Here is a 14,680-nt window from a genome sequence, read left to right as displayed (position 1 = left end):
TACTCTGCCGAGGCAATATGACGCGGCGGCACCATTTCAGCGACTTTCGTTGCCGTCAATTGGAAGTTTGGATGTTTTGCGATGAAACGATGACGAAGCTACCGCCGCGCACCGGTGTAGGAAATTAATGTCAAGAAATCGGCACGTGGAAGCAATAATTGCAGCCTTAGCCGCCGGTTACGCTCATGTGCCTGCTGACGCTCGGCCGATTGTGGCGACGGTCGATAATGAAATCGTGGCCCTTCGGCTTGAGCCCGATGGCCCGGTCGATCGCAGCTGCAAGCAGGGCGTCGTCGCTTGATGCCCGCAGCGGCTTGCGCAAGTCAGAGGCATCCTCGTGGCCGAGGCAGGTATGGAGCGTCCCGGTGCAGGTGACGCGAACCCGGTTGCAGGATTCGCAGAAGTTGTGGGTCATCGGCGTGATAAAACCGAGTCTGCCGCCCGTCTCGCTCATGCGAACGTAACGCGCCGGGCCGCCGGTGTCGTCAGCGAGGTCGGTCAGCGTGTATCGCGCGGCGAGGCGAGCCCGAAGCAATGACAGCGGCAGGTATTGGTCGATACGTCCTTCGCCGATATCGCCCATCGGCATGACCTCGATCAGAGTGAGGTCCATATCTTTGCCGTGTGCCCATTCCATCAGCGAGGGGATCTCGTCCTCGTTCATGTTCTTCAGCGCGACAGCATTGATCTTGACCTTGAGGCCAGCAGCCCGCGCAGCCTCGATGCCGCGCAGTACCTTGTCGAGGTCTCCCCAGCGCGTGATGGCGCGGAACTTAGCGGCGTCGAGAGTGTCCAGCGAGACGTTGATGCGCCGGACGCCGGCGTCTCTGAGTTCGACGGCAAACTTCTCGAGCTGCGAGCCGTTCGTTGTCAGGGTCAGTTCGTCGAGTGCGCCGGTATCGAGGTGGCGGGAGAGGGACTGCACCAGAGACATGACGTTGCGCCGGACCAGGGGTTCGCCGCCCGTCAGGCGCAATTTTCGAACGCCCTTGGCGATGAAAGCCGAGCATAGCCGGTCGAGTTCTTCGAGAGAGAGCAGGTCCGATTTCGGCAGGAATGTCATGTCTTCCGACATGCAATAGAAGCAGCGCAGATCGCAGCGGTCGGTCACCGACACGCGCAGATATTTGATCATCCGCCCGAAAGGATCGGTCATTGGGGACGTGGTCGATGCTGCCATGGAATTCGGAAGCGATCCGTTCATTCAGGGCGCCTTGGTTGTCACTCAATATCAAGCCGCTGTCGCCAGCTTGGCATACCAGTCACAATCTAGGGATGATCTGATGCGGACACAATGAAACTGTCCGCAGGAACCGTCAGCGGCTCGGCGGCGGCGGGAAGGGGGAGTTCGGCTCGGCAGGCTCAGCGGCCGCTGGCGCGGGCCGTGGTTTTTTGGCTTTTGGCGCCGCTTTGGCACCCTTCTTGGTGGGAAGCGCCGGTTGCAACTCGGCGTAGACCGGGTTTGGATCGACGACGACGCTACCGGGGCTGCTTGGATCTCTGATAATCTGAACCGGGACCGTTTCCGGTTGATACTTCGGCAGCGAGAAGGCCACCGAGAGATTCTCAACCGCAGCGACCGAAAGCGAGCAGGGGGTTTTGCAGGTCTCGCCGCTGGAGGCGCGTGCCTCAGCGCCAGTTGGCAGAGATTCAAGCTGAATCGTTGCGCTTGGCGGCGTCGACTTGAACATATCAGGCATGGAGAACGATGAGCAGCCCGCGAGGCCAAGACCCGCCGCAACAACAACAATGATACGCATGGTGCATCCGTCATGTGATGCGGTGAAAGCCGCATAGTCCCCGCGCGGACCTTAGAAGTGTCGTTCCGCCCGCGCAACGGGTCGCATTGCATTCGTTAAGAGAAGGTTAATGCCGCGTCGGAAATTTGGCGCGGCATAAATATAATAAATATCAATGCCTTACGTCTGTTTAAGAAGGTTTTCGACAGCGTCAGGCAGTTCCCGCATGTGACCAATGATCGTGTCAGGCTTCAGCTCTCCAATCGGGATTTCTGTGTAGCCGAATTCCACCCCGATCACCGGAACACCGGCTCGCCGCGCGACCCCGATATCCGGTCCCGAGTCACCGACCATGACTGATCGCGAGACCTCCCCGCCGGCCTGGGCAATGGTTTGGCGCAAGATGGTGGGATCGGGCTTCGCCACCCCGAACGTATCGGCTCCGCAGATCGCCGCAAATCGCCCGGTCATATCCAGCTTGGCGAGCAAAAGCTTCGAGAGGCTCTCCAGCTTATTGGTGCAGACGGCGAACCTGAATCCCCGCCCTTCCAGCCTGTCGAGGGCAGCATGGAGGCCGTCGAACGGGCGTGAAGCGTCGGCGATGTGGTCCTTGTAGTAGGCGATGAAATCGGTGGTCAACCGGTCGATATCCGCGACGCTCATGACCAGGCCTTCCAGTTCCAGGCCCCGCTCGATCAGCTTGCGCGCGCCGGCCCCGATCATATTGCGCGCAGATGCAACCGGCACGAGCGGGAGGCCCTCACGCTGGAGAACGAAGTTCACTGCCCCAACCAGGTCGGGCGCGGTGTCAACGAGGGTGCCGTCGAGATCGAAGACAATCAGGGGGGGAGTGGCCATGGCGGGATCGCTAGCGGGTGGGGCAGGATCATGCAAGTCCTGTGGTGGGATTGGTCTTATGCCAGTCCCTTTTGGCGGTTTTCGCCCCCAAGGCCGTATCCACCACTGCGGAAACCGCGCTATATGCCTCGCGTTCCACGGGAACGGAACGTCGAGGGCGACAATGTCGATGGACGATCTGAAAAGACAGGCTGCGGCGCGTGCGGTTGAGCAGGTGCGGGACGGCATGAAGCTTGGGCTTGGCACCGGCTCCACCGCCAAGCACTTTGTCGAACTGCTCGGCGAACGTGTGCAGGCAGGCCTGAAGGTTATTGGCGTCCCGACCTCCGAAGCGACGCGGGCCGATGCCGAGCGTTGCGGCGTGCCGCTCACCACACTCGAAGAAGTCGATCGGCTCGACCTTACCGTGGACGGCGCCGATGAAATCGATCCTGATCTCGAACTCATCAAGGGCGGAGGCGGGGCCTTGCTGCGGGAGAAGATCGTCGCGGCTGCCTCAGACCGGATGATTGTGATCGCGGATGAGTCGAAGTGGGTCCAAACCCTGGGGCGTTTTCCGTTGCCGATCGAAGTCGTCCCCTTTGGTCTCGGCGCGACGCGCCGGGCCATTGAGGTGGCCTTTGCCGAAAATGGCGTTTCCGGGCAAATGGATATCCGCAAGGCCAAGGATGGCCATGCTTTCGTCACCGATGGCGGCCACTGGATTGTTGATGCCCGGCTTGGGCGAATACCGGATTCCCCAAGGCTGGCGACGTCACTGAATTCGATCCCGGGTGTAGTCGAGCATGGCTTGTTTATCGGTCTCGCGCGCACGGCCGTGCTCGCCGGTCCCCAGGGTATTCGCGTTGTTGAACGGCCCTTGCGCCGCAATTGAGGAGAATTGAGATGAAGAAGTTTTCGAACGTGTTGCTCGCAGCCGGCGCGACGCTCGCCCTGATGGTGAGCAGTGCGATGGCGCAGGCTCCGAAGCCGCCGTCCGCTGCCGCCATCGGCTATGCCAAGGAAGTCCTCGCGTCCAAGAACGTCAGTGCGATCTATCAGGGCGCGGTCCCCGGCCTCGTACAGCGGACCAAGGACGTGCTGTTGCAGTCCAACCTGAACTATCAGAAGGACCTCAACGAAGTCGCCGTTCAGGTCGCGAAGGATCTCGCTGGCCGCGAGAAGGAAATCGGCGAGGAAATGGCGCGGATTTACGCCGCCGCCTTCACCGAGCAGGAGTTGAAGGAGCTTGCGGCGTTCTACAAGTCGCCGCTCGGCGTCAAGGTGATCGCGCAGGAGCCAGTGGCATTCAATACTGCGCGTCAATATATGGATCAGTGGGCGCAGAAGTTCGGCGAAGAAATCAACGGCAAGTTTCGTGCTGAAATGAAGAAGCGCGGCAAGGACATTTAAGTACGATCGGAATTCCAGATGGCGGACTCGAACGTTGATCTGCTCGTGATTGGCGGTGGCTCGGGCGGCGTACGCGCAGCCCGGATCGCCGCCGGTTACGGTGCAAGCGTCCTGGTCGCCGAGGAATACCGTATGGGCGGAACCTGCGTGATCCGCGGCTGCGTGCCCAAGAAGCTATTAGTCTACGCGTCTCATGTCCGTCATGAACTGGATGACGCTGCCGGTTTTGGCTGGACCATTCCGTCCGCGACATTCGACTGGCCAACCTTGATCGCCAACAAGGACCGGGAAATTGCGCGGCTTGAGGCCGCCTATACATTTAACGTCGAGAAAGCCGGCGCCAAAGTTATAAAGGCCCGCGCGACGTTCGAGGACGCTCACACGCTGCGGCTTTCGACCGGTGAAACGGTCAAAGCAAAGTATGTCCTGATCGCCACCGGCGGCACGCCGAGCCACGGCGAGGCCATTCCGGGCATCGAGCATGTGATCTCCTCCAACGAGGTGTTTCATCTCAAGACGTTTCCGAAGCGTATCGTGATTCAGGGGGGCGGCTACATCGCGCTCGAATTTGCCTGCATCTTCGCTGGCCTTGGTGCGGATGTGACCGTGATTTATCGTGGCGAAAATATCCTGCGTGGCTTCGACAACGACGTGCGTGCGCATGTGCGCAGCGAAATGGAAAAGTCCGGCATCACGGTGCTGACGGGATGTATCGTCACCAGGATCGACAAACACGGTGAAGCTTTCACGGCACATCTGTCGAATGGATCGAGCATCGCCGCCGATCAGGTGATGTTCGCGGTCGGACGACATCCTAACGTCAAAGGACTTGGGTTGGAGAAGGCCGGCGTTGCGCTCAACCCGGTCAATGGCGGCATTGCGGTTGATGGATTTTCGCAGACCAATGTGCCGCACATCTACGCTGTCGGCGACGTCACGCATCGTCTCAATCTGACCCCCGTCGCGATCCGAGAGGGGCATGCTTTCGCCGACACGGTGTTCGGCAAGCGGCCGACGCGCGTTGACCACGCCGATATTCCGACGGCCGTGTTCACCCAGCCCGAGGTCGGCACCGTAGGACTGAACGAAGCCGAGGCGCGGGCCCAATATACCCACGTCGACATCTACAAGACCGACTTCCGTTCGCTGAAATCGACACTGTCGGGAAGCGAATCCCGGATCATGATGAAGCTGATCGTCGATGCCTCGACCGACCGCATCCTCGGCTGTCATATCGTAGGGCCGGAGGCGGGCGAGCTGATACAGATCGTCGGCATCGCCGTGAAAATGAAGGCCACCAAGGCCGACTTCGACGCAACGATTGCGGTCCATCCGACCGCGGCAGAAGAGCTGGTGACCCTGCGCAGCCCAAGCGCCCGTCACGTCCGTCAGGCCGCCGAATAATCCACCCGGATCGAGCTGGACCAAAGGGCGGCCCGAAAATCCCCTAGCGGCAGACGGCCTGACAAGGCGGCATATTTGAGCCGGCAAGTCACTGATCCGTCATGCCGATTTGCAACTGGCAAGACCGGGATCACCTGTGTATAACCCGGCGCTATCACTTATTGCCGTTTCCTGAGGAGTTTCAGTCATGTCCGAGCGGTGGACGCCCGACAGCTGGCGCAAGAAGCCAGTCATGCAAGTGCCAGACTATCCCGATGCGAAAGCGTTGGCCGATGTCGAGGCGCAGCTTGCTACGTTTCCGCCGCTGGTTTTTGCAGGTGAAGCGCGCAACCTGAAGAAGGCGCTGGCCCGTGTTGCGGCCGGCGAAGCCTTTCTGCTGCAGGGCGGCGACTGCGCCGAGAGCTTCGCCGAGCATGGCGCCAACAACATCCGCGATTTCTTTCGCGTGCTGCTGCAGATGGCGGTGGTTCTGACCTATGCCGGCGCGTTGCCGGTTGTGAAGGTCGGCCGCATCGCTGGTCAATTCGCCAAGCCGCGTTCCTCGCCGATGGAAAAGCAGGGCGATGTCGAATTGCCGAGCTATCGGGGCGACATCGTCAACGATACGGCTTTCACGAAGGAAGCGCGCACTCCCGATCCGCAGCGCCAGTTGATGGCGTACCGGCAATCGGCGGCGACGCTGAACCTGTTACGCGCCTTCGCGACCGGTGGCTTCGCCAATCTCGGCAGCGTGCATCAGTGGATGCTCGGCTTCCTCAAGGATTCGCCGCAGTCACGCCGTTACAAGGAACTGGCCGATCGTATTTCCGAGGCGCTGAACTTCATGCGCGCCTGTGGCCTCGATCTGGAGAGGCATCCGGAACTGCGCGCGACCGACTTCTACACCAGCCACGAGGCGCTGCTGCTCGGCTACGAGCAGGCCTTCACGCGCGTGGATTCCACGACCGGCGACTGGTACGCGACCACGGGGCACATGATCTGGATCGGCGACCGCACGCGTCAGCTCGATCACGGCCACATCGAATACTTCCGTGGCATCAAGAACCCGATCGGCCTGAAGTGCGGACCATCGCTGAAGTCGGATGAACTGATCAAGCTGATCGACGTCCTGAATCCGGACAACGAGCCGGGCCGGTTGACACTGATCAACCGCTTCGGTTCGGACAAGGTTGACGCGCACTTGCCGCAGCTGATCCGTGCTGTGCAGCGGGAAGGCCGTGTTGTGGTCTGGTCGTGCGATCCGATGCACGGCAACACCATCACATCGACGTCCGGCTACAAGACCCGGCCGTTCGATCGCGTGCTGTCCGAAGTGAAGTCGTTCTTCACCATCCATGCGGCGGAAGGTACCCATGCCGGCGGCGTTCATCTGGAAATGACCGGACAGGACGTCACCGAATGCATCGGCGGCGCACGCGCGATCACCGACGAGGACCTCAACGACCGTTACCACACGGTCTGCGATCCGCGCCTGAACGCCGAGCAATCGATCGACATGGCTTTCCTGATCGCCGAACTGCTTAAGCAGGAGCGCGTTGGCAAGGTGAACCCGATGCCGGCCGTTGCGGGGTTCTGATGGTGCGAGTGGTGCTGTCGCGGATGTGCCGCGCCACGATCAACAGCCGGAACGGATTGGCATTTGCTTTCCGTTCCGAACAAGCCTTCCGCGAAGAGTTGATTGCGCTCCTGCTGGCGATCCCATTGGCATGGCTGATCGGCGTCACGCCGGTACGCCGTCTTGAACTTGTGATGGTTGTGCTGTTGCTGATGGTGGTCGAACTCCTGAACACCGCCATTGAAAAGCTCGCCGACCGTCTCACTACCGATCACGACCCCCAGATCGGTCGCGTCAAGGACATGGGATCGGCTGCGGTCGGCGTCACACTGCTGATTGCGGGCGCATTCTGGCTGTTTGCCATCGGCGAGCGCATAGGTCTCATCTGAATTGTGCTCATATTGAGCAATTGCAGATGCCGCAGTCGGCGGGCTAAAAGCGATCATGACCAAGTCTCAGTTCACGATCACGCTCGCGCAGCTCAATCCCGTCGTCGGTGACGTCACGGGCAACGCTGCCAGGGCTCGTGCAGCTCGCGCGCGGGCGAAATCCGACCGCGCAGATTTGCTGGTGCTGCCTGAACTGTTCATGGCCGGTTATCCGCCGGAAGACCTTGTCCTCAAGCCAGCATTTCAGGCCGCTTGCCGTGCCGAGGTTGAAGCGCTCGCGCGCGAAACCTCTGATGGCGGACCGGCGGTGCTGATCGGCACACCCTGGGTCGAGGACGACAAACTCTATAACGCCTGTGCGCTGCTCGACGACGGCCGGATTGCAGCGCTGCGCTTCAAGGTCAATCTTCCGAACTACGGCGTGTTCGACGAAAAGCGCGTGTTCGCGCGCGGGCCGGTATCCGGCCCGGTCACGATCCGCGGTGTGCGGGTCGGCGTGCCCATCTGTGAAGACACATGGATGGAAGAATCCGAAGACTACGAAAACGTCACCGAATGTCTCGCGGAGACCGGCGCGGAAATTCTGATCGTGCCGAACGGCTCGCCTTATACGCGTGAGAAGAACGACATGCGGTTGTCGGTCTCCGTTGCCCGTGTGGCTGAAAGCGGACTGCCGCTGATCTATCTCAACCAGATCGGTGGGCAGGACGAACTGGTGTTTGATGGTTCGTCCTTCGCGCTGAACGCGGACCGCTCGCTGGCCTTCCAGTTGCCGGGCTTCGTGGAAGACATCACGACAGTGCGGTGGACCAAAGGTGAGGGCGGCTGGAACTGCAAGGGGCCGGTAACGCCGGTGCTCGACGGCGACAAGGGCGACTACGCCGCCTGCGTGCTCGGTTTGCGGGATTATGTCGGCAAGACTGGTTTCCCCGGTGTGCTGCTCGGTGTGTCGGGCGGGATCGATTCCGCCTTGTGCGCAGCTATTGCAGTGGATGCGCTCGGCGCGGACAGAGTGCGCGGCGTGATGCTGCCGTTTCGGTTTACCGCCCAGGAATCGCTGGACGATGCAGCGAGGCTCGCGAAGCAACTCGGCATTAAGTACGAGGTGCTGCCAATTGCAGCGGCCGTGCACGGGTTTGAGGAAATCCTGAAGCCGGCATTCGTGGGGCGTGAGCGCGATGTCACTGAGGAAAACCTGCAGGCGCGCGCGCGCGGGGTCCTCCTGATGGCGATTTCCAACAAGTTCGGTTCGATGCTGGTGACCACCGGCAACAAGTCCGAAATGTCGGTCGGCTACGCCACGCTCTATGGCGACATGAACGGCGGCTACAACCCGATCAAGGATATCTACAAGACGGAAGTGTTCCGGCTTTCGACGTTGCGCAATTCATGGAAGCCCGAGGAGGCGCTTGGTCCGTCCGGCGAGGTCATCCCGCCGAATATCATCACGCGTCCGCCGACGGCGGAATTGCGCGAAAACCAGACCGATCAGGATTCGTTGCCGCCGTATGATGTGCTGGACGCAATCCTCGAGAGGCTGGTCGAGCGCGAAGAGCCACTGGCCTCGATCATCGCGGAGGGCTTCGATCGGGAAACTGTCACGCGCATCGATCGGTTGTTGAATATCGCCGAATACAAGCGCCGTCAGGCCGCACCGGGCGTGAAGGTGACGCGCAAGAATTTCGGCCGCGACCGCCGCTATCCGATCATCAATAAATTCCGGGATACAGGGAAAGCGCCCGCCGCCCCCGATCATTCGCTCGTGACGCGATCGAGCCGCGGTTCAGCGGAAGCGTTCGAAGGTTAGGCTCGTCTCAGCGCGCCGGAATAAACGTCGGCCCGACTGAACGGATTGGCTTGTCGCCGGAATCGGAGGTAGCGGCCGGTGCGCCAGTCGGCAGCGGTTGCGCGTTCGTCGGCGTTGCGACCGAGCCCGCTTTCTTCTGGGCTGCCGGCGTCGTCGCTGTCTTTGGTTGCGACATCTTCTTCGAGCTCTCATCGGTCACGATGATGTCGCCCTGTTGAGCGGCAGCGGCCTTGTCGTCGATGTTTTTCAGCGCATCGGACCATGTCTGGCCGACCGCCTTGCAGCTGCACGACTTGTCGAACGCCTGGCGATACTTGAATGCGTTCGGCGATTGCGAATAGGGCTGGCCATTGATCGATACGGCCTGGTTCATGTCTTCGCCGGGGTTGCGATAGCTGTAGAGCGTCGCGTCGGCGGCAGGGCATAGCGCCTTGCAGGTGCGCTCATCGTCGGCGAAGCGGCCTGGTACGGTGGCGAAAGAAATCGGGAAATAGAAGCCATCGCAGCTTCGCGCGCAGACCGTTCGGTAGGTGCCCGAGGCGGCTCCGTTGTCGATCGGTGCGCCGGTGTTGTTGCTGCCGCCGCCGAACAAGTTCTCGAGGAAACCGCCGCCGCCGCTGTTGCGCAACTGAGCCGCGTATTGCGGACCGCAATTGTTCTGCGCCAGTGCCATTAGTACAGAACGGCGCTGGTTTTCGCGCTCCGAACCGCCGAACCCGCCGCCGCGCAATCGTTCAAGATTGCCGGTGATCTGGTCGAGGTTGGATCGCATCTGCTGAATTCGCGTGTTGATCGGCCCGCATTGCGCAGACTGGCCGCTGAACAGCGAGAAAAAACCCGAACTGTCGCAGCCCTGACGCCTGGCCTGATCCTGCACGCGCTCCAGCTCGGATTGCTGGCGGCTCTGCGCCTCGACATAGCGCTGAATCTGTTCAGTCTTGGCGCTGTCGCCGCCCTCGATTGCCGACAACTGGCCAACGAGCCGCTGGCAGATGGGGTTGGCGCCCCCGGGCTGACCTGACGGAGGAGGCGGAAATCCCTGCTGTGCTGCGGCGCCATGGCTGAGCAGCGCTGCGCTCACAAGCGCAACGCTGGCAAAAGTCCATCGCAGAAACGAAGAATTCGGCAAGCTGTCCCGATCCGGCTGGCTGACCGCGGCGCGGCCGACGGACGCTCACATACTAGCTTCCGGCGGCAAGGTCACGTCGATTCAGGGAGGCAGATAAGGCAGAGAATCGTGACGAAAAGAAGCCCCCCGGGAACTGGGGTGCCCTGCTTTAGCGATTGCAGGTGATCGCGATGAACTCGCCGTGACTTCCGGTTGTGCCGGTGGATGCCGGGATCGCGCCGGTTACTTCATCGGGGTCGATGCGCCGGTAACCGGTGGCCTGCGCGAAATCCCGCGCCTGGCAATAAGCCCGCGCAGCGGGGGCTCCGCATCTTTCACCCTTGGCCAGACATTCGTCGACGCCGTAGCCGTCCGGCTGGTTGGCCACAATGAAAACACGGCTGTCGGCGCGGACTTCGACCGCGGTCATGAGAGATACGCAGACAGTCAGTGTGAACAGGAATCGCATGGTGGCACCGGTTCGGGAGAAGCACAGGCGCCTCCATCAATAAGCTCGAACGGTTAAGAATGATTAAGGACGGCGATTCCGTGGCGGACCGGACCGAAAGAGGCCGAAATCCATGGAGTGTGACCTTGACGCGGTCACCCCGGCTGGACCATTGTGCGGCCCATGAACGGTTCTCTCTCCATTTTCGGCATCTGCCGCGAGATTATTAGCTAGCGATTCGCTGGCTGGAGCCGTCTTTTCTCAATCGAGATCATGGGACGACCCGGCCGCAAGGCAAGGGATTCTATTTCCATGGAGCTGAAGCTCTACGACACGCTGACCAAGGAGAAGCAGCCGTTCCGGCCGCTCGATCCCAAGGACGTGCGCATGTATGTGTGCGGGCCGACGGTCTATGACTTCGCGCATATCGGCAACGCGCGTCCCGTCATCGTATTCGATGTGCTGTTCCGGCTGTTGCGGCACGTTTACGGCGCGGACCACGTCAAGTATGTCCGCAACATCACCGACGTTGACGACAAGATCAACGATCGCGCGGCGCGGGATTTCCCCGGACTGCCGCTGAACGAAGCGATCCGCAAGGTCACCGAGCAGACTGAAAAACAGTTTCATGCCGATGTCGATGCGCTGGGCTGCCTGCGGCCGACGGTAGAGCCGCGCGCGACCGAGCATATCGCCGAGATGCGGCAGATCATCGAAAGGCTGATTGCCAACGGAAATGCCTATGCAGAGCAGGACCACGTCCTGTTCAAGGTGGCGTCCGATCCGAATTACGGAAAGCTCGCGCGCCGCTCGCTTGACGAGATGCTCGCTGGTGCGCGGGTCGATGTTGCGCCCTACAAGCACGACGCGATGGATTTCGTGCTGTGGAAGCCATCGAAGCCGGGCGAGCCGTCGTGGCCGCCTCCGGCCGGCATTGAAGCTAAGGGGCGTCCGGGCTGGCACATCGAATGCTCGGCAATGGCGTGGAAACATCTCGGCGAGCAATTCGACATTCATGGCGGCGGCATCGATCTCGTGTTTCCGCATCATGAGAACGAACTTGCGCAGTCATGCTGCGCCTTCCACGAAGAGCGCATGGCGAATGTCTGGATGCACAACGGCTTCCTGCAGGTCGAAGGCGAGAAGATGTCGAAGAGTCTCGGTAATTTCGTCACGATCAGGGAACTACTTGTGGGCTGGAGGGGGCGCTCGTGGCCCGGCGACGCGCTGCGGTTCGCGATGCTGCAGACTCAGTACCGGTCGCCGATCGACTGGTCATTGGCCGCATGTGACAATGCGTTCAATACGCTGAAGGACTTTTTCAGCGTGGCAGCTCCTGCGACCTCGGCACTGCCGCCAGCAGCCATTGTCGAAGCGCTGGCCGACGATCTGAATACGCCCAAGGCGATTGCAGAGCTGCACGCCTTGCGCAAGCAGGTCCGCAATCCAGGAGATGATGTCTCGATCGCGCTGAGCAATGCGCTTGCGTTCCTTGGTCTTGATGCCGCGCGGTTTTCGGCGTGGATCGCCGAGGCTGATGCGAGCGTTGTTTCCGGTGCGGGGAAGGTCGACGAGCTGATCTTCGCTCGCGCGGCGGCTCGCGCACGAAAGGACTTCAAGGAGTCCGATCGCATCCGCGACGAACTCGCCGCCAGAGGCATTGTGCTGAAGGACGGCAAGGATGCCGACGGCAAACCCGTGACCACGTGGGAGATCGCGCGATGACGAAGCCGGATACGCCTTTTCCAAAGCACTGGCGCTATTATATCGCAATTAAGTGGCTGCTGATCGTTGCAGCCATCGCGCTTGCGCTCAAACTCGTCAACGTCTGGTAAGCCGATGGGCCAGTCCATTCCCAAAGTCGGCCTGCGGCCGTTTCTCCCTGAGGACACCCCGGTGCTCGCGGCGATCTACATTGCCAGCATCGATGAGCTCGCTGAGGAAGACTATTCGGATGCGCAGCGCGAGGCATGGGCGGGTGGTGCCGAGGACGAGGATAAATTCGGAAAACGTCTCGCCAGTCAGCTCACGCTGGTTGCAACGATCGAAAGCTCGCCGGTCGGGTTTGCCTCGCTGAAAGGCAAGGATCATTTGGATCTTCTTTATGTGCTGCCTGGTTTTGCACGGCAGGGCGTCGCGACATCGCTTTGCGATGCGCTTGAGAAGTTAGCGGGAGCGCGAGGGGCAACCTCGCTGACAGTCGAAGCCAGCGACACGGCCGAACCGTTCTTCGTGAAGCGGGGATACACCAGCCAGCAACGCAATACGGTGTCGGTCGGCGACGAATGGCTGGCCAATACGACGATGAAGAAATCACTGGGCGGCGACGCGCCGCGAGGCGAAATGCCGGGAAGACCATCATGAGCCGTGAGCGCCTCTATCTATTCGATACCACGCTGCGCGACGGCGCACAGACCAACGGCGTCGACTTCACGTTGCATGACAAGCAGATCATTGCCGACATGCTCGACGATCTCGGCATCGACTACGTTGAGGGCGGCTACCCGGGCGCAAATCCGTCCGATACCGAATTTTTCGCAGCCAAGCCGAAATTCGATCATGCGAAATTCACCGCCTTTGGCATGACGCGCCGTCCTGGCCGTTCGGCATCGAATGATCCGGGTCTCGCAGCGTTGATCGAGGCCAAGGCTGACGCGATCTGCTTCGTCGCGAAGTCGTCCGAGTATCAGGTCCGGGTGGCTCTGGAGACCACCAATGAGGAAAATCTCGCCTCGATCCGCGACAGCGTTGGCGCTGCCAAAGCGGCGGGTCGCGAGGTCATGCTCGACTGCGAGCATTTCTTCGACGGCTACAAGGAGAATCCGCAATTCGCATTGGCTTGTGCCAAAGCGGCGTACGACTCCGGCGCGCGCTGGGTGGTGCTGTGCGATACCAACGGCGGCACGATGCCGAACGAGATCGAGGCCATCGTCGGTGAAGTGGTCAAGCATATCCCCGGCGAGCATGTCGGCATTCACACCCACAACGACACGGAGCAGGCGGTGGCGAATTCGCTGGCCGCAGTGCGCGCGGGGGCAAGGCAGATTCAGGGCACGCTGAACGGCTTGGGCGAGCGCTGCGGCAATGCCAATCTCTGTTCGCTGATCCCGACGCTGAAGCTGAAGAAGGAATTTGCCGATAAGTTTGAGATCGGCGTCTCGCAGGAAAAGCTTGCCACGCTGGTCCATGCCTCGCGCGCGCTGGACGATATCCTCAATCGCGCACCGGATCGTCATGCGCCGTATGTCGGCGAGAGTGCGTTCGTCACCAAGACAGGCATCCATGCCTCGGCAGTGCTGAAGGATCCTCAGACCTATGAGCACGTGGCTCCAGAGGCCATCGGAAATCATCGCAAAGTGCTCGTCTCCGATCAGGCCGGTCGTTCCAACGTCATTGCCGAACTCGAACGCGCCGGTATTCCGTTCGACAAGAGCGATCCCAAACTGACGCGTCTGGTTGAGGAGATGAAGGAGAAGGAAGCGGCGGGCTATGCCTATGAATCTGCAGATGCCTCCTTCGATCTGCTGGCACGCCGTACGCTCGGCAAGGTGCCGGATTATTTCCGCGTCGTGCAGTTCGACGTCAATGTGGAGCAGCGTTACAACGCGCTGGCCCAGCGTGTCACCGTGGCGATGGCGGTGGTGAAGGTCGACGTGGCCGGAGAAATGCTGATCTCGGCGGCGGAAGGCAACGGCCCGGTAAATGCGCTCGACGTCGCACTGCGGAAGGATCTCGGCAAGTATCAGAGGTACATCGAGGGCCTGAAGCTGGTCGATTACCGCGTGCGTATCCTCAATGGCGGCACCGAGGCCGTGACGCGCGTACTGATCGAAAGCGAGGACGAGACAGGCGAGCGCTGGACCACGGTCGGCGTATCGCCCAACATTATCGATGCGTCGTTTCAGGCGCTGATGGACTCGGTGGTCTACAAACTGGTGAAATCGAACGCGCCGGTATAGGCATAACCGGTCCCGTAAGCG

14 protein-coding genes are annotated in these 14,680 nt (G+C 60.9%); 9 read left to right on the top strand and 5 right to left on the bottom strand.

Going from position 1 to position 14,680, the window contains the following annotated elements; all coding sequences use genetic code 11:
• Positions 1-166: 166 nt before the first annotated feature.
• The 3 genes from moaA to BN32_RS08680 form a co-directional block, all read right to left on the bottom strand.
• Positions 167-1,204, bottom strand: coding sequence for a GTP 3',8-cyclase MoaA (moaA, locus tag BN32_RS08690; RefSeq protein ID WP_040425588.1), 1,038 nt, complete (start codon positions 1,202-1,204; stop codon positions 167-169).
• 112 nt (positions 1,205-1,316) lie between these two features.
• The gene (locus BN32_RS08685) at positions 1,317-1,760 is read right to left on the bottom strand and encodes a hypothetical protein (RefSeq protein ID WP_019197768.1); all 444 of its coding nucleotides are present in this window, start codon (positions 1,758-1,760) and stop codon (positions 1,317-1,319) included.
• A 159-nt stretch (positions 1,761-1,919) separates the two neighbouring features.
• Positions 1,920-2,597, bottom strand: coding sequence for an HAD-IA family hydrolase (locus tag BN32_RS08680; protein WP_019197767.1), 678 nt, complete (start codon positions 2,595-2,597; stop codon positions 1,920-1,922).
• A gap of 163 nt (positions 2,598-2,760) precedes the next feature.
• On the opposite strand from BN32_RS08680, the gene rpiA reads away from it, so the two are divergent.
• The 6 genes from rpiA (at position 2,761) to BN32_RS08650 (ending at position 9,144) form a co-directional block, all read left to right on the top strand.
• A complete protein-coding gene (rpiA, locus tag BN32_RS08675) occupies positions 2,761-3,471 on the top strand; it encodes a ribose-5-phosphate isomerase RpiA (protein WP_019197766.1) in 711 nt (236 codons plus the stop codon).
• An 11-nt stretch (positions 3,472-3,482) separates the two neighbouring features.
• On the top strand, positions 3,483-3,989 hold the full coding sequence (locus tag BN32_RS08670) for a DUF2059 domain-containing protein (protein ID WP_019197765.1): 507 nt from the start codon (positions 3,483-3,485) through the stop codon (positions 3,987-3,989).
• An 18-nt stretch (positions 3,990-4,007) separates the two neighbouring features.
• Entirely contained in the window at positions 4,008-5,393 is a 1,386-nt protein-coding gene (gene gor / locus BN32_RS08665; RefSeq protein ID WP_019197764.1) for a glutathione-disulfide reductase, read from the top strand.
• A gap of 187 nt (positions 5,394-5,580) precedes the next feature.
• Positions 5,581-6,969, top strand: a complete 1,389-nt coding sequence (locus BN32_RS08660; protein ID WP_019197763.1) for a class II 3-deoxy-7-phosphoheptulonate synthase — start codon at positions 5,581-5,583, stop codon at positions 6,967-6,969.
• Between the two features lie 14 nt (positions 6,970-6,983).
• On the top strand, positions 6,984-7,337 hold the full coding sequence (locus BN32_RS08655; RefSeq protein ID WP_040426175.1) for a diacylglycerol kinase: 354 nt from the start codon (positions 6,984-6,986) through the stop codon (positions 7,335-7,337).
• A 55-nt stretch (positions 7,338-7,392) separates the two neighbouring features.
• Positions 7,393-9,144 (top strand): NAD+ synthase, encoded by a 1,752-nt coding sequence (locus BN32_RS08650; RefSeq protein WP_019197761.1) that lies wholly within the window; start codon positions 7,393-7,395, stop codon positions 9,142-9,144.
• 7 nt (positions 9,145-9,151) lie between these two features.
• On the opposite strand, the gene BN32_RS08645 is transcribed toward BN32_RS08650, so the two are convergent.
• Entirely contained in the window at positions 9,152-10,273 is a 1,122-nt protein-coding gene (locus BN32_RS08645) for a DUF2865 domain-containing protein (protein WP_019197760.1), read from the bottom strand.
• A gap of 148 nt (positions 10,274-10,421) precedes the next feature.
• Positions 10,422-10,721 (bottom strand): hypothetical protein, encoded by a 300-nt coding sequence (locus tag BN32_RS08640; protein WP_040425587.1) that lies wholly within the window; start codon positions 10,719-10,721, stop codon positions 10,422-10,424.
• A 291-nt stretch (positions 10,722-11,012) separates the two neighbouring features.
• On the opposite strand from BN32_RS08640, the gene cysS reads away from it, so the two are divergent.
• The 3 genes from cysS (at position 11,013) to cimA (ending at position 14,659) form a co-directional block, all read left to right on the top strand.
• A complete protein-coding gene (gene cysS, locus BN32_RS08635; protein ID WP_019197758.1) occupies positions 11,013-12,425 on the top strand; it encodes a cysteine--tRNA ligase in 1,413 nt (470 codons plus the stop codon).
• A 114-nt stretch (positions 12,426-12,539) separates the two neighbouring features.
• Complete coding sequence (locus BN32_RS08630) at positions 12,540-13,064, top strand: GNAT family N-acetyltransferase (RefSeq protein WP_019197757.1); 525 nt, start codon at positions 12,540-12,542, stop codon at positions 13,062-13,064.
• Positions 13,061-14,659, top strand: coding sequence for a citramalate synthase (cimA, locus tag BN32_RS08625; RefSeq protein ID WP_019197756.1), 1,599 nt, complete (start codon positions 13,061-13,063; stop codon positions 14,657-14,659). The genes BN32_RS08630 and cimA overlap by 4 nt, the downstream gene beginning before the upstream one ends.
• The last annotated feature ends 21 nt before the right edge of the window (positions 14,660-14,680 follow it).

The organism is Afipia birgiae 34632 (assembly GCF_000308295.2).
GTDB classification, from domain to species: domain Bacteria; phylum Pseudomonadota; class Alphaproteobacteria; order Rhizobiales; family Xanthobacteraceae; genus Afipia; species Afipia birgiae.
Note: the sequence above shows the minus strand (reverse complement) of the source record. Positions and strands in the feature narration are given on the sequence as shown.

Excerpts from the sequence above, each read along its gene's own strand:
- gor (WP_019197764.1), top strand. The coding sequence starts at position 4,008 with ATGGCGGACTCGAACGTTGATCTGCTCGTGATTGGCGGTGGCTCGGGC.
- BN32_RS08685 (WP_019197768.1), bottom strand. The coding sequence starts at position 1,760 with ATGCGTATCATTGTTGTTGTTGCGGCGGGTCTTGGCCTCGCGGGCTGC.
- BN32_RS08630 (WP_019197757.1), top strand. The coding sequence starts at position 12,540 with ATGGGCCAGTCCATTCCCAAAGTCGGCCTGCGGCCGTTTCTCCCTGAG.
- BN32_RS08650 (WP_019197761.1), top strand. The coding sequence starts at position 7,393 with ATGACCAAGTCTCAGTTCACGATCACGCTCGCGCAGCTCAATCCCGTC.
- BN32_RS08640 (WP_040425587.1), bottom strand. The coding sequence starts at position 10,721 with ATGCGATTCCTGTTCACACTGACTGTCTGCGTATCTCTCATGACCGCG.
- BN32_RS08680 (WP_019197767.1), bottom strand. The coding sequence starts at position 2,597 with ATGGCCACTCCCCCCCTGATTGTCTTCGATCTCGACGGCACCCTCGTT.
- BN32_RS08660 (WP_019197763.1), top strand. The coding sequence starts at position 5,581 with ATGTCCGAGCGGTGGACGCCCGACAGCTGGCGCAAGAAGCCAGTCATG.
- cimA (WP_019197756.1), top strand. The coding sequence starts at position 13,061 with ATGAGCCGTGAGCGCCTCTATCTATTCGATACCACGCTGCGCGACGGC.
- cysS (WP_019197758.1), top strand. The coding sequence starts at position 11,013 with ATGGAGCTGAAGCTCTACGACACGCTGACCAAGGAGAAGCAGCCGTTC.
- rpiA (WP_019197766.1), top strand. The coding sequence starts at position 2,761 with ATGTCGATGGACGATCTGAAAAGACAGGCTGCGGCGCGTGCGGTTGAG.
- BN32_RS08670 (WP_019197765.1), top strand. The coding sequence starts at position 3,483 with ATGAAGAAGTTTTCGAACGTGTTGCTCGCAGCCGGCGCGACGCTCGCC.
- moaA (WP_040425588.1), bottom strand. The coding sequence starts at position 1,204 with ATGAACGGATCGCTTCCGAATTCCATGGCAGCATCGACCACGTCCCCA.